This is a genomic window from Nostoc paludosum FACHB-159 (assembly GCF_014698835.1).
In the GTDB taxonomy this organism is placed as follows: Bacteria; Cyanobacteriota; Cyanobacteriia; order Cyanobacteriales; family Nostocaceae; genus Nostoc; species Nostoc paludosum.
The window spans coordinates 16295-34424 of the sequence record NZ_JACJTU010000052.1 but is presented as its reverse complement, the minus strand read 5'-3'; the positions used below and the strand labels follow the sequence as shown (position 1 = coordinate 34424).

The following is an 18130-nucleotide window of genomic DNA, read 5'->3' as shown; positions in this document are numbered from 1 at the left end:
GGGTTGCTAAATTTATTGGGCGTGAAGTGGATCTGGAGAGACTACATACACAATTACAACAGGACAATCTGATTGCCATCTCTGCTGTTGAAGGAATGGGAGGTGTAGGTAAAACGGAACTAGCAATTCAGTATACTCAGCAGTATAAATCTGATTACGAGGGAGGTATTTGCTGGTTATTTGCCAGAGAATTTAATATTGGTACACAGGTGGTTGGTTTTGCCCAATCTCAACTGAATCTGAAAATCCCAGAGGGGCTGGAACTTCCCGACCAAGTTGCTTTTTGCTGGCGGAACTGGCGCGAGGGAAATGTTCTGGTGGTGTTGGACGATGTGGTCAACTACAGCCGTGATGTTGAGTCGTACTTGCCTCCTCCGGCATCAAATCGGTTTAAAGTCTTGATGACAACTCGGCTCAAGTTTGGGCCACCAATCCAGTCGATTTCTCTTGATGTTCTATCAGAAGAACAGTCCTTAGAACTGTTGATTGTTCTAATTGGGGAAGAACGAGTTCAGCAGGAGCTAGATATTGCGAAAACACTTTGTCAGTGGTTGGAGCATTTGCCATTAGGAATCGAGTTAGTTGGTCGCTATTTGCTCAAACGTACTGATTTATCGCTATCCACATTATTATTTAGACTAGAACAGAAAGCTCAGAAACGGCTTGCAATTAAGCATGATTCTCTCCAACTAGATGAAGCGACCCGTACATCGACAGCTAAGAGGGGAGTAGAAGCTGCGTTTGAGTTGAGTTGGGATGAGTTGAGTAAAACCGAGTTGGGTCAATACAGCCAGCATTTAGGTAAGTTGCTGAGTTTGTTTGCACCTGCACCTATTCCTTGGCATCTAGCCGAGTCGGTTGAGCAAAAGTACTGTGAGAACTCCGGCGATAGTAAGGAGTTTGATGTTGAAGAAGTGGAAAAAGCTAGAACTAAGCTACTAGATTTCCATTTACTTCAACTTTCACAGCAACAGGAACAAATTTACCGTCTACATTCGCTAATTCGAGAGTTCTTCAGAAGTAAGTTGGAAGGAGAACCTGATGTTACAACTTCAGGCTCAACATAATACGTTCGTTTTTCCAAGACAAGTTAGAGGAGTTAGATGCCAGTGACTAAAGTCAAGCAACTTACTGAAGCAGAGAAATTAAAATATGCTGTTGCTGCTGCAATGGTGGAAGTTGCACGAAAGATTCCTGATTCGCCAACCCGTAAGGATATTGAATCAGTCAAAGATACTATCCCACATTTAGCAGAGGTAGCACAGAATTTGACTGATGCAGTCAGTGATAAAAATTTAGCTTTGGTTTTTGCTGGCTTGGATAGATTTTATGAAGGACAGGGTTTGTATGCAAGTGCACAACCCTGGTTAGAGCGATGTGTATCAGTAGTACAAACCCGTTTGGGAGAAGAGCATTCTGATGTCGCCGCCGGTTACGACAGCTTAGCTTTACTCTACGGAAAACAAGGAAGGTACAGCGAAGCTGAACAAATATGCATTAAAGCATTGAAACTAAGGCAACGTTTGCTAGGACAAGAGCATCCCTATGTCGCCCAAAGTTACAACAACTTGGTTTCTATCTACAGTTCCCAAGGTAGGTACAGCGAAGCTGAAAAAATATGCATTAAAGCATTAAAACTAAGGCAACAGCAGTTGGGGCAAGAGCATCCCGACATCGCCGAAAGTTACAACAACTTGGCTAATATCTACAATTTCCAGGAAAAGTACAACGAAGCTGAACCACTCTACAATAAAGCATTGCAACTATGGCAACAGCAGTTGGGGCAAGAGCATCCCGATTTTGTCGGCATTTACAACAACTTAGCTCAACTCTACCTTGAGCAAAAAAGATACAGCGAAGCTGAACCACTGCTACAAAAAGCATTGGAGCTAAGGCAACGGCTGCTGGGAGAAGAGCATCCCGACATCGCCCAAAGTTACAACAACTTGGCTCGACTCTACTTTGAACAAAAAAGATACAGCGAAGCTGAACCACTGCTACAAAAAGCATTGGAGCTAAGGCAACGGCTGCTGGGAGAAGAGCATCCCTCTGTTGCCATCTGTTTCAACGGCTTAGCTCTAATCTACTTTGAACAAAAAAGATACAGCGAAGCTGAACCACTGCTACAAAAAGCATTGGAGCTAAGGCAACAGCAGCCGGGACAAGAGCATCCCTCTGTTGCCGGCATTTTCAACAACTTAGCTCAACTCTACGTTGAGCAAGAAAAATACAGCGAAGCTGAACCACTGCTACAAAAAGCATTGGAGCTAAAGCAACGGCTGCTGGGACAAGAGCATCCCTCTGTTGCTGGCACTTACAACAACCTCGGCGATCTTTACTATGAGCAAGAAAGGTACAGCGAAGCTGAACTATTTTACAATAAAGCATTGGAAATTACTGAAAAGGGCTTAGGGGTAGATCACTCGAACACAGTTTCTATCCGTGAAAATCTGAAATCCTTGCCCGATAATTACGCTTAACGCCATTAACAGCGCTCGGTTGTGCAGCAGTAAACGTATGAGCCAATACGTGGAATCCAACCCCTAAACTATTGATTCTTCGTTGAGTGCATCGAGACAAATTAACGCCCTTAGAACTTACGCATTGACAGAAAAATTATATTATGCAGTCAATGCCAACTTCTGCGATAGGTGTTCTAAAATAAAGTCACGAGCTACTTGAAGAGATAAATTTCTTTGGAGTTCATACCAATTTTCAATTAGCTCTTCTACCCGCATTAATTCTAATTGTGTAAAAGCTCGAATTGCACTAAAAAAGTGAGTTTTAATTGCCTCAGATGTCCTCACCATAAATCGACCAATACCACATACTTGTTTAATAGCTCTGTGGTAGCATTCAATCCCCCAATGAATTGAATGTAATGTGTTAAAATCTGTTCGATTAATTCCAAGTAGTGCATCTTCTTCAGCTATATATATCATGTAGTATCTGTGAGTTCCGTTTTTGAAACTTTTCCTAAATACTTTTACTTTTCCAAAATTTTTTAGATGCACTACTAAACCAATTTCGGGAATTTCTAGATTTTGAACTTGGGTAAAATTTTTACCATCAACTGAACATGAACGATTTTTCGCTATACCAGTTAAAAACGTCAATCCCTTGTCTTTAAAGAACTTTACGTTGTCTTTGCTAGAATACCAAGCATCGGTAGTTACTGTCTTAGGCTCCAATCCCCAACTCAAAATCTCAGCAATCATTTCTCGCAAATAACCATTCTTTGTCTTACCTTCTTGTTTGTTATAAATGCGATAATTTAGAGGGACAGACTTACCGGACAAATCGGTATAGTACAAAGTAATTAACTGAATCCCTTTGACTGTACGATGATGCCTTCCTGAATAATAGTAACCAATTAATTCTGTTAACTTTGGGTCACTATGAGGTTTATCAATTACCGTATCGTCTGCACTTAATGTGCCGCCTACTAAATTGATATGCAGTTTAACTTCATCAAATAAATCCTTCGGCTCATACTGCTCACGTAGCAAAAATCTGTTGACACTATCATGTGACAAATCTTTCATAATCTCTGCTAAACGTGTGCAACCTGGATACTTTGATTCTGCCAATAAAAACAGAGTGTAAGTGTTGAGGTCACACTTTGCAGTGGATGGCTTGGTAGTTACTCTGATTGTCCATGCCCTCAATAGAGACAGTGTAAATCATCTATCTTTTCAGTCCCCTACTGCTAGCGATCGCTTATTCTTTTCTCCCTCTCGCTACTACATTCTTTGTCTCATTTGTCAATGCGTAAGTTCTGGCCCTAATGCAGAAATTTGATCCAATCACTCCTGAAAATTTCTATGGAGCAGACTTTACCTTTAAAACCTCGATAGTCAATTGTTGCGCTACAAAAATATGTTTCCATTAGTTGAACGCTCTTAATGATTCCTACTTGCCACTTGCGAACACTGTCGTTGAAAAACTCAACTTTATCCCCAACTTTCCATTGTCCATGATCCAGGCTGACACCAATATTTGCCACCGATGCCGATTGAACTGAATTCGCAATGACTGGGGCCGAAGCAGTATCAGGGTTTACTTGTGTCCAAGCATCTTGTCGAGGAGAAAACCCAGTCACAGAGGGGCTGTCCAGGCTGTCCAAAGAGTTTTCGGCAAGATTAACTTGTTGGACAGGCTCAAACCCAGTCACAGTAGGACTGTCCAGGTTGTCCACAAAGTCATTGGGGACTGAAGGGTTATCAGTTAAATTGACAAATTGATTAACTCCAGTTTCAGAATTTTCTTCATCTTTTTTTTGCAATGCTAATTCTTGGGGGGGGACAATTGGACAGGGTGGACAGGTAGGCTGTGTAAGGGTTTCAGCCTGTCCAGGGTCAAGTCGAGGGGTATTTAGTGGTTGGACAGGGTGGACAGGGAAGCTGTGTAAGGGTTCTGGCGTTTTGGTCGGGTGAAAAAACTCTTCAAATTCCTCTATTCCCCCTTCAAGGCATTTATCTTTAAAGCAATACCAAAATTCCGAAGAGGATTGTGAAGAATCCGGTGGCCCCTCTGGTACTTTCATCTCAAAGACCCCAGCCAGTGGTTCAATGAATGCAAAGTGGGACTGAATTCTTTCACGCTTTCCGTTGACCGTGGGTGTCCAGCTACGTTCCTTGAAGTTGTGGGGTAAGACTGTTTTTAAATGGCTAATAAATTTGGACATCCCCAAAGGTGCATAACCATGTTCTCGGCAGTAAAGTACATACCAACTGTGTAAACGACTTTGTGGTATAAATGTTGCATTCGTTGAGGGGCGTAAGCACAAGTCCACAAAGGATTTGGTCGAGTCCCCGTACAAAGATGCCTCTAGCGCCAGATTCTTCGCTCGATCTGAAGAGGGAGGCGATAACAAAATGCGATCGCGCTCTGCTCGTGGCATTGCTAAAGCCCAAGAAATTATGTCGGACTTCACCTCTTGTAGCTTCAGCCACAAGTCTGGGTCAGGGGTTACATCTCGGTTTTTTACTGGGATTGGGTAAGCTCGACGCATCCAACCGTCGCCAGCATTTTCGATCTGTAGATGACTTACAGAGGCAATCCAAAACCGAATGTACCACTGGATTGAATAAGCCACTGGATTGAATAAAGCACGTCCGCTCATTGGCCCATTGTCAACTAATTCGTAAAAAGCTCGGACTCCTTCGGCATAACCTCCTACATCAGGGAATCCAAATATCCGCTTTCCACTTAAATATTGATGTCGTCCTTCCGGTGTAGAAATATCCGCAAATTGTGAAGCGCTACTAGAGCCGGATTCGCCAAATAAACTACTCCAAAACCTTCCTAGCGTCCCCTTGCCCCCACCACTTAAGCCAATTAAGTGGGGAAACCGACCATAAGGGGCAGTTGGGTCTAAAAACATACTTGTGAATGCCCGAATCACTTCAACCAATTCTGATCCAAAGCTCTCATTTAGAAATTTGAGAAAAACTTCTGGGCATGGTTTGTTGGCTTCATAATCGTGGGGAATAATATTAGTGAGGTAAAAATCTTTGCGATGAGGCATTTGTTCACCAGTTCGCAAATCAACAACACAATTGTTAAACCCTAATAAATGAGTATTGGTTGGCAGTGGTTCTGCTGGTTCTAAGCGACTGCGGCAATATTTAAAGGCAGATTCCTTGTGTGCGTTAGTTTCGTAAGGTTTGGTTATTCTCCAGCCAAATGTCTTTGTGTAAGAGAGTTTGTAAGCGGATTCTCCAGCGTCAGCGAGGAGCTTGTAAGCTTTATTATCATCTTGGTGTTGCCATTGGTTATTCTCTTGTGACCACTTGTAAAAGGATGAATTCAGTACCATCCATTCTGTTTGAGGAAAGATTTTTCGGTAAGCCCAGCCATCAAAAGTACCCGCCGTTACGCAGTTAGAGTAGGGTAAATTCATGGATTGGCAGACGGATTTGTAGAATGCCTCCGGGTCTGCTGGGTCAATATCTATACTGAAATTAGATAAATCCGTAACTTCTTTTTCAATAGTTTCAGATTCTGCCAACTCTTGCGATCGCTTACGCTCTTGTACTGCTGCGTGGATCTCCTCTTCTAGCTTGCGGATAAACTCTGGTACTTCCATTTGCCCCAAAATTTCTTTAATGTCGCTCGATTTATATGGTAAATCGGGGCAGATGCTATTGGGGCTAATTCCAATAAATGCAATTCCTACTTCGGCAGCACATTCAGAACACGTCTGGAGTTTTTTCAAGCCAGTGTCATCGGGGTCATGCAGAAAAACGATTAATCCTATGCCTGCTTCAATTGCGCGTTGATATTCAGGCGTGATAGTCTTTTTATCCCATCCACTGCCCTGAAACGTAATTCCAGCAAGACCATGCGAGCGACCAACTTCTACGCATCCCTCGCCTTCGTGCTGGAGTAGTGCCGGGGTTCCATTCACTGATTTAGCAGCAGCTAGAGCTTCATCAATGCGATATGCTCCCCAAGGCAAATCGCCTTTTTTCATTTGGGGTGTGCCATCCGAAAGCCTATGCCATTGCCGAAAGGTCTTGCTGTAACCTTTCTCCTTATTCGCATCTGGCCACTGATAGCGAACCACCCATTGCGACTCTGAGTAAGGATAAATTGTTTCGGTGGCACTGCCCTCAACATCTTTTGGTGGTCTACTCGTTAACTTTTGAGGTTGGGGAATATCTGTTGCCGCTTGGGTCAACATCACCAAACCTAATTCACCATCTGGAATTGGCGCACTTTTGGGCAAGATTCTCTTGGGCTTTGCTGCCAAACGGTTTAGGGATGGAGTGTAATTAGCCCCTGCCCTTAGAGCCACCACTTCAGCCCAGGGTTTAATCGCCTCCCGGATGTCTTTGCACTCACAACCGTTAAAGCATCTGTACTTCCCGGTTTCTGGGACAATAGATAAGTCATTCCCGCCACAAACTGGACAAATAAACTTATCTTTAGTTTTGGACGGCTCTAGCTGGTCTTGAAAATTTCGGATGTCGAAGGAGGCGAACGCCTGTTGATTGGGGAATTGTGCAACCATTACGCGATACCTCCTTGAACATTATTTAATTTTTGACAATTGCTTAATACATAAGTTGGCGATTGTTTAGGTTGACCCAGTGCATAGTTAGGCTGATGAAAGCGATCGCGGTTGCAAACTGTAAAACAACCTATTAAGCAGCACCAGTTTGGTTTCCCGCAGTGAGGGCAAGGGTTCGCTTTGGTTGCTTCTAGCAGCTTGTTGGTAGCTGAGTCCTGAAATAGCTGTTTTTGTGACACTTTACAAATCCTCCAGTATGTGTGTTGGAGGAATTGGAGCTATCCCGTGGCAGTAATCTTCTAGTACAAACGTTCAAAAATCACGCTTTGCTAAAATTCCTGAAACGCTGTTTACATCTGGTGAGCCAGTATTACATTGGCTTTACACCTAATCGTGTAAGATAAAATTACTATTAGGGATACTAATTAGGCTGCGAAACCCAATCCCCAATTCCAAGTGAATGAAAATCTGAAAACCTCGGTCTCCCAACGGGAAACGGGGTTTTCAACTTTTAGCCTACTTGTACTTGGATAACCAAGCCCTAACAAAGTTGTTGACTTCCGACTCTGTAATGACAAATGCACTGCCTTTCCTCCTGAGAACTAGAACTCTCATATCTCCTATCTCCGTATAAAGATGTTCCTTGTGATTTGCTGATGCCTTTGTGGGAGGGCATAAAAGCAAAACCTTTGCAGTGGGAGTCTTTTGAGCCTCACGGGAGGTCATCAAAAACTTATCTCTATTTTTTGTGAGCCACTTTTCATAATCTGCTAACTCTACCAGTGGGCAGGGTTTCCATATTTTCAATCCATTATTATCCTTGCGCTTGACCTGTAAAACCTCCCTTGCTTCGTTGTAGACAATTTCTCTATCTCCTTTCGACCGTATCGAGATAAACAGGTGAGTTGTTTGTGGAAATCTCACAAACAAGTCTATAGGATTGTTGTTCTCTACTGGTACTGTTGGATAAACTTGGACTCCTTCTTTTTCAAATTCACGAAAAATTGAAGTGCCTATTCTTTCTAACCGTGCCAGTTTTTGAGTTACTACCAATGGCTTGTAAGCCAATCCAAAAATTAACCAACCTACCGGATGGAACATACCACCCGTACCCATCGCCAAACCACCAGCCGTTAGAGCAAGGGTAGATTGATAGTCTATTGCTTCCCTAATTTTGTCAAAAGCTGCTTGGTTATAAAGCGGGGGTTGAAAATTTGTTGGTGGGTCTTTGAGGGTAGTCATTAGAGACTTTTTTGATTAATGATGAGTGAAATCAGCACGAATTGTACTGATCCTAATGCTTGGCATTACATTTTTGAACCAATAGCCATTTATTAGAGCCTTTATCCAGTGCTGGCAGTAGGCGAAAGTTAAATAGTCTGACCATACCTCTATACCGTACTGGGCAGCAAAATTAATTTCGAGAGCTTGAACTGTTCCCAAGATCGATCACCTATTGCCGTCAGCATAGGGATGATTGCAGTGATTGGTATTTGGGTCGCTGTTTCACTCATCATGGTAATCCTCAAAAATATAAATTATTGTTAAGGGTCGTCTTAAGATACGCCCGCTAACCAGTTCCTAGTTCCGTTACTGGGTCGATTTTCTCCTTGGAACGCTTTATGTCTAGCTGGCTTTCGTCAGTCATGGTGTACCTTTATCTTTTTTGTCCTTCGGTGCTGGTGTTTCACTTTGCCGAGATTTTACTGCTTCAGCGATTAGGATTGCTCCCATCTGACTAAGCGATCGCATTTCTGACTCTGCCATTTTCTCTACAACTTCTCCTATATCATCTGGCAGCACAACCGATATTCGTTTACTCATAATCTCATTCTGTGAACAATTCATAGAATACTACTTCCTCCCATTAGTTTATTTCTTGTTAGATGATAACGTCTTGCTACTTCGTAGCACTTGACGCAAAATGCATACATTGCTACTATAGCATCATCAAGCCAAAAACAGTCACCTAACAAAGGCAACAGAAGCCAGAAAGTGATGCTATGGCTTGCCACCAAGTGGATGTGTGGATTTAAGGTGATAAGCGCCTCTAAATTCTCCAAAGCCAGAGAAATCAAGACTTTAACAAACAACAGAACCATGACAACCACATACACCAATGCCAAAAATTGGCTGGTTCAAGCCGACTTATTCGCCAATTCGGGGCTAACTGACCTTACAGGAGGTAAGGACGCAGGAGCAGGATATGGCAAGGCAATCATCGGTGATTTTTCTATCATGATGCCAGCCGCATACTCACTAGTTCGCAACCGCAACCTCATGCACCACGAAACCATATCTAAAGATGGGGCATGGGTACGGTATGTCGAAGGAACCCGGCTTGACTTAAAAGACGTTCAATTCTTTTGGGGTAGTGCAGCTCTAGCACAGGCTGACCACACCCTACTTCATGACGACAAAGCCAAAAAAGCAGAACTGGCACTAGAAAGCATCCTTGCAGACTTGGCAGTTTTGAATATTCCCAATGGTGTCAAGCTTTCAATTAGTTTGAGCAATCACAACCCAGAACGCTGGGCAACTGAAATTAAACGCAGAGTGTCAGGAATTCACACCTTCCAACATCTGCATCCTGTAACTCGTTCCATTGTCACCAAGTCGGTTGACATAGAGGTTGCAGGCATTTACCCTGAAGGTTTTGGAAGCATTGCCCACTGCTTATTCGGTGAAGCATCTTTAGTACTAGACCCCTCGGAATTGGCGATCGCTCTCGATATCGGTTCATCCACTTGGCTTGTAACCGTATTCAACGGTAGTGGTGCAGTCATAGACCGTCATCTAATTGAGGGTGGAGCCGGTGAGTTGCACTCAATGATTGCAGAAGCTCTCGACAAACGAAACGACAGAGTAAGTCTGCTGTCTAAGGATGTGAAGCACTCACCCAGTCTCGTTAACCAGGGGATTCTTGAAGGCACTTTCACATACGGCGGTAACCACCTCACAGGCAAGAAGTTCGAGACAGAGTACAGCCAATGCCTTGAGGATTGGTGGAGTACCAGAATTGAGAAATTCGCCAATTTCGTGACTGCTGGCAATTATCTAGACCGCGCTAAATACCTTGTCGCCTGGGGTGGGGGTGTTTCCTTGCCAGTAGTGGATCAAAACCTTGCCTCTTTAGGTTTTGTGGTCTTGAAAAATCCCCAATTCATCAATGCATTGGGGTTGAAACTATTAAGTCAAATATCTCTAGGAGCCTAATTAATGAATTACGAATCTCGGCGTATAACTATCTCCTACCTAGCAGTAATTGAATTGTGCAAGATTTTTGATTTACCCCAAGACGCGCCGACACAAGCACTTTCGGCAGGCGTAGAGAAGCTGATTTTTCAACACGGTAATGTGCAAACAACGCCCAAAGTAGAAACACCGCAACCTACACAGCCCAATAAATCGGCACTTAGCGCAATGGTCACTAATTTTAAGGGAGCAGCATGACCAAATCCACATTAAGGAACACGCTTTTTGGCATTGGTTTAACAGCCTTTGCTATTGCATTGGGCTATTTCGGAGTGCAGTACATCAGTAAAAACAATATGTTCACTATCGCTGCTGCTGTGGGTGGTGCTGGTGCAATCAGCTATGTACTGCAAAAACCGACTCAACCAGAAGCCCCAACCACACCGATAAAAGCTCAAAGGAGAAGAAACAAGTCATGAGCGACCAACAAACTATACAGACACAACCATCACTAACAACAACCGAAATCATGACCATTCTCTTAGGTTGCGAACAGACTCTTAGATTTGTGCAAGCATCGCCAAATTACAAACTTCTTGAAGCATCTGAGCGTTTTAGTACATCAAATGACCTCCGCCTTGGTGATGCAATTCAAGCAATTTTAGAGATTCACGAAGCAATCTTAGATATCGAGTTTTACTCCCAAGTTGAGGGAGAAACTTATGCAATAAACAACAGCAAGAGTGCGTAATCAAAAGTACTCTTTTGGAGTCAATAGAGGCAGCAATGAATAATTTAAGCAGAGTCTATGACTCAACCCTACTCACCAATTCCAAGGTGTACCAGATTGATAGAACGCTCTATCAGTATCTCTATAAAACGGGTACAATCCAGCATCCAAAGTATCACTTTCGCCCCCTATCTGGACAACGAAAGAAGGCTGATTTACTGCTCAATCACAAGGCTTTGACTACTCGTTGTTACGAAGTGTCAGGGATGTCTACTAATGCTTCAGTTATTAGCTCTGAATCACTGCAATTATCAATTTTTTGAGGTGAATTATGAACACTCAACCACTACCAGAATTGATTGCACAAGCCCAACAATTGCTAACCCAAATTCGGCAGCATCCACAATATCAAAGCTTGCGATTCGATTGCGATGTAACCATTGGTGATGTCAGCCTATTTTTCAATACTCTGCAATGGGAGGCAGCAGCTTCTACTGTGGACGTTTCAAGAGAAGGCTTTTTTCAGTGATAAGAAGAGCGGTCGCTTGACTGGACACCGAGCGACCGCCCTGAATGGCATCTACGCATTATAGACACAAAAGGATTGTAAATCATGACGAAACCGCTTGGATACTACTGCGCTCTAACACCTGGAGATGGAACCTACTTGGACTGGTTGCAAGATACTTATGGTTCTTGTCTTGAAGGTATTAATCGCATCGAAAAACTGCATTTTTTGAAAGCAATAACTGAAAACTTAATCGCTGCTGAAATTGCTACACAAGGACAATATTTACTGTCAGAATCAGCCCAAACAATTCAAAAACTTCAAGAGGATTTGTATCAGTACACGCCAATAGGCGACCACTTGGGACTAGCAGAAGCTTTGGTCAATCAACTTAAATACCAACGCTAAGGAGAATAACGCAATGGATTTTGCAATACGTAATCCGGTAGTTGGTCATAGTTCGCACATTGACGAGAAAGCACAAACTTGGGGAGGCTTTGAAGCTGATATTCTGGGCTATCTTTCTGATATAAATAAGCTCGAACAGTTTGCGGATTATGCCAATAATGCCCAGGAATTATCAGACAGATTAGAGCCATTCTTAGACAACGCCAAGGTCGTCTTTGAGGCGATGGAGAAGCTGACTAAGGGACAGGTAACTTGGACAGAATTAAGAAAGCAATACGGCTCCCATGTTGCTACTGCCATCGCCAAAATTCGTAAACTTAATTCCGAATTTGATTCGGAGATGAGTAAAATAGATGCCCAAGATAGAGCAGACCTATTGCGAATTGACCAAAAGCGTCAACACGCTTTAGCTGAAGTTGCTGCACAATTACATCACGATTTACAAGCCGAATTGTGGAGACATGAAAATAAAATTAGCAGCATAGAAAATAGACAAACAGTGCAGGCTGAACGTCAAGCAATTACTACGGGATTAAGAGAGAAACGGCAACAACTTTTAGCCCGTGCAAGGTACGGCTCACGAGCATTAGAACCAAATCAAACACCCCAGGAAGTAATACCAATTCAATCCCAAAATCATGCACCAGCATCAAGTGTTTCTGCAACAGGAACAGTGAGAGGATGGGGCGCGATGTTGGGTAACTTGTGGAACAAATTGGGCGAGAGATAACTAATTGATTAATAAGGACTTGGCTGATGTTAGTTAGAAAAAGTGATTCATCAACTAACGTCAGCCCTTTTTCATTTGAAGGGCTGGCAGAAAAACCACAACAATCTAAGCAACCAGAACAACCACAACCACTTCCAGAAAACAACAGAGGTAGGACATTTAGACGTGCTGGTAATGCTTGTGAAATTGTCGCTGGCAGTTGTCTAAATTCGGCAGTGATTTTTACCTTTCATTTATTGCAGGTTCACCCTGTTGGAATGTTCTTAGCTGTGGGAACTGCACACCTGTATTTTACTGCCACTGCAACAGGTGAAGGATTCAACAATTTAGTCACTAATTTAATGACTGGTTGCAGTGCATCGTTAGCGTTATTGTGTGCGCTTAGTGAACCGATTAGTGAGTGGAATGAATCGATAACTTCTACACAAACAGCTAATACTTCAATTGAAAAGATGTATCAGCCCAAAACTGCGGATTATTCCAGTTGGGTGAATGGTGCTGGTGTGGCGATATTCGTAGCACTATTAATGATTTTTCTATTTGGTGGTAGTCAGAGGAAATGAATTATTTAACCGACAAACATAAACAGTTATCCGAGTCCCAACAATCGGGCTTAATGTTGTGGTTTGGTCGCCTACCAATGGACAAGAAAGCTGTTGCCATTGGATTGAGTTTGACTGTAGGTATTAGCTCGGCGGCGATGGCTTGGAAAGGGGAGTCAAGCGACCGCATTTATTTCTGCGTTCGGACTCCCCAGAAAAAATTAGTATGTCAGGATCAGAATAACAGACCATTCCGCATGACCCCCCATTACTGGGAGCAATGGAAACAAGAAGGAATGCCCCGGCAGGTTGTCAGAGATGCAGCAACCGGAGTTAACGGCTTAGTGAAAGCGACCAACCCATGCAAACCGTTTTGGGCGTTTGGGGGATTCCTGGGGTTTGCGCTTGCGGGGTGGATGCTCCGCCATTGCCAGTATGAGGAGAAACAGAGAGCAGTTTTTGAAGACATTGCCCAAAAGCGGGATGCTGCAAAAGCAGAGATGGCTGCACGTTCCGAGTTGTTGGAGAGTTACAGGGACGTTGCGATCGCAGAAGTTCAGTTACAAGCAGACTTGGATCTAATCGCTAATGATCGCACTGTTGATATCACCAAAGCCGAGATTTACGCCCACACGGAAATTGAAGTTACCCAAATGGAGGCAACTGACGCAATCTTTGAGGCGCAAACGGCTGGGATGACCGAGCAACAGAAGGCAGATTACATTAAGCAGTTGCGTGAGATGAAAACCCCTTATCTTCAAGGGAGTCAGACTTTACAGGGCACGATTGACCCCAACGATAAGGTTACTGGTTCTGAGGCTGGAGCGATTGCAGACGGCGACAAATATCGCTGGATCAAAAACACCATCGGCTACCCCACTTTGATATTTGGTGGCATGGGTGCGGGTAAATCATGGACTACCAGAGAGATTATTTGGGCAAAGCGTCAAGCCGGTTGGAATCAAATCTTTGTACTTGACCCACATGGTACTGAGGTTGAATGGCGAGGGGTAAACCTGATTACTGGTTACAGGGAAATAGCCGACTTTATGCAATGGTACATGGCGGAAATGCGCCGCCGTTACAAAGCCTATCGTGAAAGTGGAATGGTTGAGGAGCAATGGACGCAACACTTAAGAGACACAAACCAACATTTCTGTGTAGTCGCTGAGGAATTTACCACCTGGACAGATAACATAGTTGAACCAATGCCAGACGATTTTTCGGATGAAAAATGGAAGCCCGACCCTGATTTTATTGGTAAATGGTTTCGCTGTGCCATGACTGAATCTCGCAAACAATTAATGATTCCTTTGTTCGTGGCTCACGACCGCACAATGGAGATTTTAGCCAAAGCCAAAGGGTTATCAAAACTTCGAGATGCGGCACTGTTAGAAGTAGAACTAATCGCAACTATTGACCCAATCACCACAGAAGCTAAAGCTAGTGGTAAAGGAGCAATTAAATTACCTGGGCATGGGCAATGGATTGATATTGAATTGCCTAAACTTGACCGCAAACGAATTGATTTTAGGCTTGATAAACCTGTGACCATTAATGAACCGCCAACAATCGATAAAGCCACTTTAGAGCGGATTTATGAACTGGAATTCAATCTTGGTAACAAGGCGGCTGACACCCAAGATAAACCGAAGAAACTATCACCAATGGCGCAAAAGCTGTATGAATATCTCACCAGAACTGAACGAATCGAAGCTGACGTGAGGGAGTTTAAGGGCAACTTTAAAGTGAACGGTGAGAGATTTACTGTTGAGCAAATCAAGGGCTGGATGTATGAAATTGTTGGGGCTAACTTAGCAGACTGGATAGGCGAGGGTGTTATCAAGCTTAATCAAATTTGACTGCTCTCTATGTCTGGTGTCTCGCTCCTAAAATACCCCTTTTTTAGCGGACACTGGACACCGGACACCCCAGACACTAAAGCCTGAAACCCTTATAAAGTATAGACACCAGCAGACACCACCCCAGACACGACCGAGACACCAAGTGTCTATTACGTGTCCGCTAGACACCAATAATAAATCAGTCAATAAATAGCCATTTATTATTAGAAGATTATCAACATCATGCTGAGAATAGTAATTGTTGAACCAGAAACATTCACTCTTTTAGGCATCAAAGGTGCTATTTCACAATCTCCTGATATAGAAGTTACAGGGTCAGCCACCAGTGGAAAGCTAGGGTTTCAGTTAATTGAACAAGTAAATCCTGATGTTGTGTTAGTTGATTTACTCTTACCCGACATGAGTGGTTTAGAACTGACTCGCTCAATCAAAAGCAAAACTAATAGTAAAGTGGTGATTTTTACTAATCAGACTCATTCCGACTTTATTAAGTCAGCTTTCCGTCATGGGGCTGATTCTTATATGCTCAAAAGTGCTGATGTAGAATTGATTGAACTAGCCATCAAGAGAGCTTACTCTGATGAATGTCTACTTGACCCGAAGCTGGCTAAAAAACTGTTAAAAAGCCTTGATAAAAATAGATATATTGACCCCAACTCCGTTGACAAAAACTTGCTTGACTCTCCCACCGAGCGACAAATACAAGTCCTGCGTTTACTGGCTCAGGGTTTAGCTTTTGAACAGATTGCCAAAGAAATGTTTCTCTCTGTTAGTACAGTCAAACGTTATGCCAGTGATTTGTACAGTAAATGGCACGTCAAGAACAGTTATGAGGCTATCAAAAGAGGGGCGATGCTTGGTTATATCGACTATAACTTGATTGTGAATGAATGATGTATTGGTGATGAGAGCGAGAAAATTAAGTCCGGGATTGAAGCATAAAAACTGGCGTTAAGAAAAAAGAATCGCTTTAAAACTTTGTAATTACGAAATTGTTCATGGTATATCTGTATCCAAAAAGGAATTTGTATACAGCACCCGCCATGCCCCAGGACTTCTCCGGTCAAAATCTTCGTGGGCGCTCCTTCAAGGGTCAAAATCTTGAGGGTGCAAATTTTAGCAGTGCAGATATCCGAAGCGCAGATTTTACAGGGGCGAATTTGAGGAACGCAAACTTTAGTCATGCTCAAGCTGGGCTGCAAAAGCGTTGGGCAATTGGTTTAGTTCTTGTCTCGTTCTTATTGTCGGGACTCTCAGGATTTTTATGGGCTAACAATGGTTACTTGGTATTGTTAATATTTGATACTTCCAGCTTAGGGAATCAGATTGCGGGCTGCATTGCTTTAATCATATTGATTGCTTTGTTTGTTGTCATAATTCGCCAAGGAGTAACAGTTGGTTTAGGAGCCTTTGCCTTTTCCTTCGTCTTCGCTGGAGCCGTAGCCTTACCCGGATCTGTAGTTGGAGCCTTAGCCGTAGGCGGATCTGTAGCCGGAGCCGTAGCAGGAGTCTTCACCTTCGCTTTTGCATTCGCCGGAGCTTTCATCGTAGCTGGAGCCTTCGCCTTTGGCGGAGCCGTAGCTGTAGCCTTCACCGCAGGCTTCGCCGGAGCATTCACCAGAGCCGAAGCCTACGCCGGAGCATCAGTCTTCCCCGGAATGTTACTTAGTATTTACATCAGTTGGCAAGCGATGAAAGCAGACGAAAAATATTCCTTAATTCGTAATATTGGTATTGATTTTGCGGCAACAGGAGGCACTAATTTTAGTGGCGCTGACTTGACCAATGCTGATTTCTCCCAAGCTAGACTCAAAAGCACAGATTTCTGCAAAGCTATCCTTACTAATACCCGTTGGTATCAAGCCAAAATGCTTGACCGTGTTCGCTCTGGTAAAACCTATCTGCAAAACTCACAAGTACGCGAATTGCTAGTTACAAGACAAGGACAAGACAAAAACTTCGATGGTCAAAACCTGCGGGGTATCAATTTACAAAATGCTAACCTAGCAGATGCCAGTTTTATTGGTGCTGACCTTAGTGAAGCCAATTTACAAGATGCAGATTTATCTAGAGCAAAACTCAAACAAGTCCAACTAGACAGAACTAATTTAACAGGCGCTACTCTCACCGGGGCATACATTCAAGATTGGGGCATTACCACTGATACCAAATTTGATGGGGTGCGGTGCGAATATGTTTATATGCGACTGCCCACAAAAGAAAATCCTGACCCTCTTCGCAAACCTGATAATAACAAAGAGGTATTTGCAGATGGGGAGTTTGGTGATTTCATTAAACCAATTTTTGATACCCTTGACCTCTACCACAACCAAGGTGTTGACCCCAGAGCGATCGCAATTTCCTTTAAGCAATTAGCAGAGAATCACCCTGAAGCTGACCTGCGAATTGTCGGAATGGAAGTGCGGGGTGAAGATAAGTTTTTACTTCGTGCCAAAACCGCAGCAACGGCTGACAAGTCCCAACTGAGTGCAGAATATTTTGACACTTACAATGAGATAAAAGCCTTGCCGGAGCGAGAAATTAGATTACTATTAGCAGAAAAAGATAATCAAATTCTCAGACTAGAAAATATGGTGATGACGGCGCTTGAGCGCCCTAATTTTTATTCAAACACCCAAGTAGGACAGGTAGGTACTATGACTAACAACCCCGGTGGATTTTCAGTTGGTGGTTCAGTTGGCGGCGATATCAAAAACTTGCAAGGCGATAACAACCGCGCAACTCAAGGTGACAATAACCAAGGTGTGCTTGGTGATGGGAATCAAGTGACGCAACAAAATCAAGTGGGTGCAGACACCGGAGAATCGCTCACTAAGGAGGATGTTGTTAAGTTATTGGCTCAACTTGAAACTTTAATTAAAGGGGCAGAACTACCAGCAGATACCAAAGAAGAATTAGTTGAAGACTTGAGTGCAGCTAAGAAAGCAACGGATAAAGAAGAACCAAATAAGCAACGAGCATTAGAGCGTTTGGGATCTGTGGCAGAAACACTTGATAAAACAAGTAAGGGCGTGGAGGCTGGTCAGAAAGTCTGGACAATAGCCAAGCCGATTATTGCGAAAGTTGCAACTTGGTTAGGTGCGGCAGCAGGTTCTCACCTGTTGGGATTGTAA

The 18130-nt window shown here is 43.3% G+C and carries 18 protein-coding genes; 13 read left to right on the top strand and 5 right to left on the bottom strand.

Annotated features, from left to right (window positions below):
• Positions 1 to 26: 26 nt before the first annotated feature.
• Both H6H03_RS40730 and H6H03_RS40725 read left to right on the top strand, forming a co-directional pair.
• A complete protein-coding gene (locus H6H03_RS40730) occupies positions 27 to 1067 on the top strand; it encodes an NB-ARC domain-containing protein (RefSeq protein WP_313931977.1) in 1041 nt (346 codons plus the stop codon).
• A gap of 36 nt (positions 1068 to 1103) precedes the next feature.
• The gene (locus tag H6H03_RS40725) at positions 1104 to 2480 is read left to right on the top strand and encodes a tetratricopeptide repeat protein (RefSeq protein ID WP_190959070.1); all 1377 of its coding nucleotides are present in this window, start codon (positions 1104 to 1106) and stop codon (positions 2478 to 2480) included.
• Between the two features lie 141 nt (positions 2481 to 2621).
• Here the strand turns inward: H6H03_RS40725 and H6H03_RS32030 are convergent, their stop codons facing one another.
• The 5 genes from H6H03_RS32030 to H6H03_RS32010 all read right to left on the bottom strand — a co-directional run bounded on the left by H6H03_RS32030 (position 2622) and on the right by H6H03_RS32010 (position 8842).
• A complete protein-coding gene (locus H6H03_RS32030; RefSeq protein ID WP_190959084.1) occupies positions 2622 to 3653 on the bottom strand; it encodes an IS701 family transposase in 1032 nt (343 codons plus the stop codon).
• A gap of 131 nt (positions 3654 to 3784) precedes the next feature.
• Entirely contained in the window at positions 3785 to 7018 is a 3234-nt protein-coding gene (locus H6H03_RS32025) for a primase-like DNA-binding domain-containing protein (RefSeq protein ID WP_190959069.1), read from the bottom strand.
• Entirely contained in the window at positions 7018 to 7257 is a 240-nt protein-coding gene (locus H6H03_RS32020; protein WP_190959068.1) for a hypothetical protein, read from the bottom strand. The genes H6H03_RS32025 and H6H03_RS32020 overlap by 1 nt, the downstream gene beginning before the upstream one ends.
• A 277-nt stretch (positions 7258 to 7534) precedes the next feature.
• The gene (locus H6H03_RS32015; RefSeq protein ID WP_190959067.1) at positions 7535 to 8260 is read right to left on the bottom strand and encodes a hypothetical protein; all 726 of its coding nucleotides are present in this window, start codon (positions 8258 to 8260) and stop codon (positions 7535 to 7537) included.
• Positions 8261 to 8662: 402 nt separating this feature from the next.
• Positions 8663 to 8842 (bottom strand): ribbon-helix-helix domain-containing protein, encoded by a 180-nt coding sequence (locus H6H03_RS32010; protein WP_190959066.1) that lies wholly within the window; start codon positions 8840 to 8842, stop codon positions 8663 to 8665.
• Positions 8843 to 9118: 276 nt separating this feature from the next.
• Between H6H03_RS32010 and H6H03_RS32005 the strand changes: the two genes are divergently transcribed.
• The 11 genes from H6H03_RS32005 (at position 9119) to H6H03_RS31955 (ending at position 18130) form a co-directional block, all read left to right on the top strand.
• Entirely contained in the window at positions 9119 to 10234 is a 1116-nt protein-coding gene (locus H6H03_RS32005; RefSeq protein ID WP_190959065.1) for a ParM/StbA family protein, read from the top strand.
• Between the two features lie 3 nt (positions 10235 to 10237).
• Positions 10238 to 10471 carry a hypothetical protein gene (locus H6H03_RS32000; RefSeq protein ID WP_190959064.1) on the top strand — a complete coding sequence of 78 codons (234 nt, stop codon included), beginning with the start codon at positions 10238 to 10240 and terminating at the stop codon, positions 10469 to 10471.
• A complete protein-coding gene (locus tag H6H03_RS31995; RefSeq protein ID WP_190959063.1) occupies positions 10468 to 10692 on the top strand; it encodes a hypothetical protein in 225 nt (74 codons plus the stop codon). Before H6H03_RS32000 ends, H6H03_RS31995 begins: the two co-directional genes overlap by 4 nt.
• The gene (locus H6H03_RS31990; protein ID WP_190959062.1) at positions 10689 to 10964 is read left to right on the top strand and encodes a hypothetical protein; all 276 of its coding nucleotides are present in this window, start codon (positions 10689 to 10691) and stop codon (positions 10962 to 10964) included. The genes H6H03_RS31995 and H6H03_RS31990 overlap by 4 nt, the downstream gene beginning before the upstream one ends.
• Before the next feature lie 310 nt (positions 10965 to 11274).
• Positions 11275 to 11472, top strand: a complete 198-nt coding sequence (locus tag H6H03_RS31985) for a hypothetical protein (RefSeq protein WP_190959061.1) — start codon at positions 11275 to 11277, stop codon at positions 11470 to 11472.
• An 84-nt stretch (positions 11473 to 11556) separates the two neighbouring features.
• Entirely contained in the window at positions 11557 to 11859 is a 303-nt protein-coding gene (locus H6H03_RS31980) for a hypothetical protein (RefSeq protein ID WP_190959060.1), read from the top strand.
• A 13-nt stretch (positions 11860 to 11872) separates the two neighbouring features.
• Positions 11873 to 12589 (top strand): hypothetical protein, encoded by a 717-nt coding sequence (locus tag H6H03_RS31975; protein ID WP_190959059.1) that lies wholly within the window; start codon positions 11873 to 11875, stop codon positions 12587 to 12589.
• A gap of 26 nt (positions 12590 to 12615) precedes the next feature.
• Complete coding sequence (locus H6H03_RS31970) at positions 12616 to 13152, top strand: hypothetical protein (RefSeq protein WP_190959058.1); 537 nt, start codon at positions 12616 to 12618, stop codon at positions 13150 to 13152.
• Positions 13149 to 14993 carry a hypothetical protein gene (locus tag H6H03_RS31965; RefSeq protein ID WP_190959057.1) on the top strand — a complete coding sequence of 615 codons (1845 nt, stop codon included), beginning with the start codon at positions 13149 to 13151 and terminating at the stop codon, positions 14991 to 14993. Before H6H03_RS31970 ends, H6H03_RS31965 begins: the two co-directional genes overlap by 4 nt.
• Positions 14994 to 15218: 225 nt before the next feature.
• Positions 15219 to 15890, top strand: a complete 672-nt coding sequence (locus H6H03_RS31960) for a response regulator (RefSeq protein ID WP_190959056.1) — start codon at positions 15219 to 15221, stop codon at positions 15888 to 15890.
• Positions 15891 to 16039: 149 nt separating this feature from the next.
• Positions 16040 to 18130, top strand: a complete 2091-nt coding sequence (locus H6H03_RS31955; protein ID WP_190959083.1) for a pentapeptide repeat-containing protein — start codon at positions 16040 to 16042, stop codon at positions 18128 to 18130.

Excerpts from the sequence above, each read along its gene's own strand:
- H6H03_RS32025 (WP_190959069.1), bottom strand. The coding sequence starts at position 7,018 with ATGGTTGCACAATTCCCCAATCAACAGGCGTTCGCCTCCTTCGACATC.
- H6H03_RS31970 (WP_190959058.1), top strand. The coding sequence starts at position 12,616 with ATGTTAGTTAGAAAAAGTGATTCATCAACTAACGTCAGCCCTTTTTCA.
- H6H03_RS31975 (WP_190959059.1), top strand. The coding sequence starts at position 11,873 with ATGGATTTTGCAATACGTAATCCGGTAGTTGGTCATAGTTCGCACATT.
- H6H03_RS40725 (WP_190959070.1), top strand. The coding sequence starts at position 1,104 with ATGCCAGTGACTAAAGTCAAGCAACTTACTGAAGCAGAGAAATTAAAA.
- H6H03_RS31985 (WP_190959061.1), top strand. The coding sequence starts at position 11,275 with ATGAACACTCAACCACTACCAGAATTGATTGCACAAGCCCAACAATTG.
- H6H03_RS31960 (WP_190959056.1), top strand. The coding sequence starts at position 15,219 with ATGCTGAGAATAGTAATTGTTGAACCAGAAACATTCACTCTTTTAGGC.
- H6H03_RS32010 (WP_190959066.1), bottom strand. The coding sequence starts at position 8,842 with ATGAGTAAACGAATATCGGTTGTGCTGCCAGATGATATAGGAGAAGTT.
- H6H03_RS31965 (WP_190959057.1), top strand. The coding sequence starts at position 13,149 with ATGAATTATTTAACCGACAAACATAAACAGTTATCCGAGTCCCAACAA.
- H6H03_RS31955 (WP_190959083.1), top strand. The coding sequence starts at position 16,040 with ATGCCCCAGGACTTCTCCGGTCAAAATCTTCGTGGGCGCTCCTTCAAG.
- H6H03_RS31995 (WP_190959063.1), top strand. The coding sequence starts at position 10,468 with ATGACCAAATCCACATTAAGGAACACGCTTTTTGGCATTGGTTTAACA.
- H6H03_RS31980 (WP_190959060.1), top strand. The coding sequence starts at position 11,557 with ATGACGAAACCGCTTGGATACTACTGCGCTCTAACACCTGGAGATGGA.
- H6H03_RS32000 (WP_190959064.1), top strand. The coding sequence starts at position 10,238 with ATGAATTACGAATCTCGGCGTATAACTATCTCCTACCTAGCAGTAATT.
- H6H03_RS31990 (WP_190959062.1), top strand. The coding sequence starts at position 10,689 with ATGAGCGACCAACAAACTATACAGACACAACCATCACTAACAACAACC.
- H6H03_RS32015 (WP_190959067.1), bottom strand. The coding sequence starts at position 8,260 with ATGACTACCCTCAAAGACCCACCAACAAATTTTCAACCCCCGCTTTAT.
- H6H03_RS32005 (WP_190959065.1), top strand. The coding sequence starts at position 9,119 with ATGACAACCACATACACCAATGCCAAAAATTGGCTGGTTCAAGCCGAC.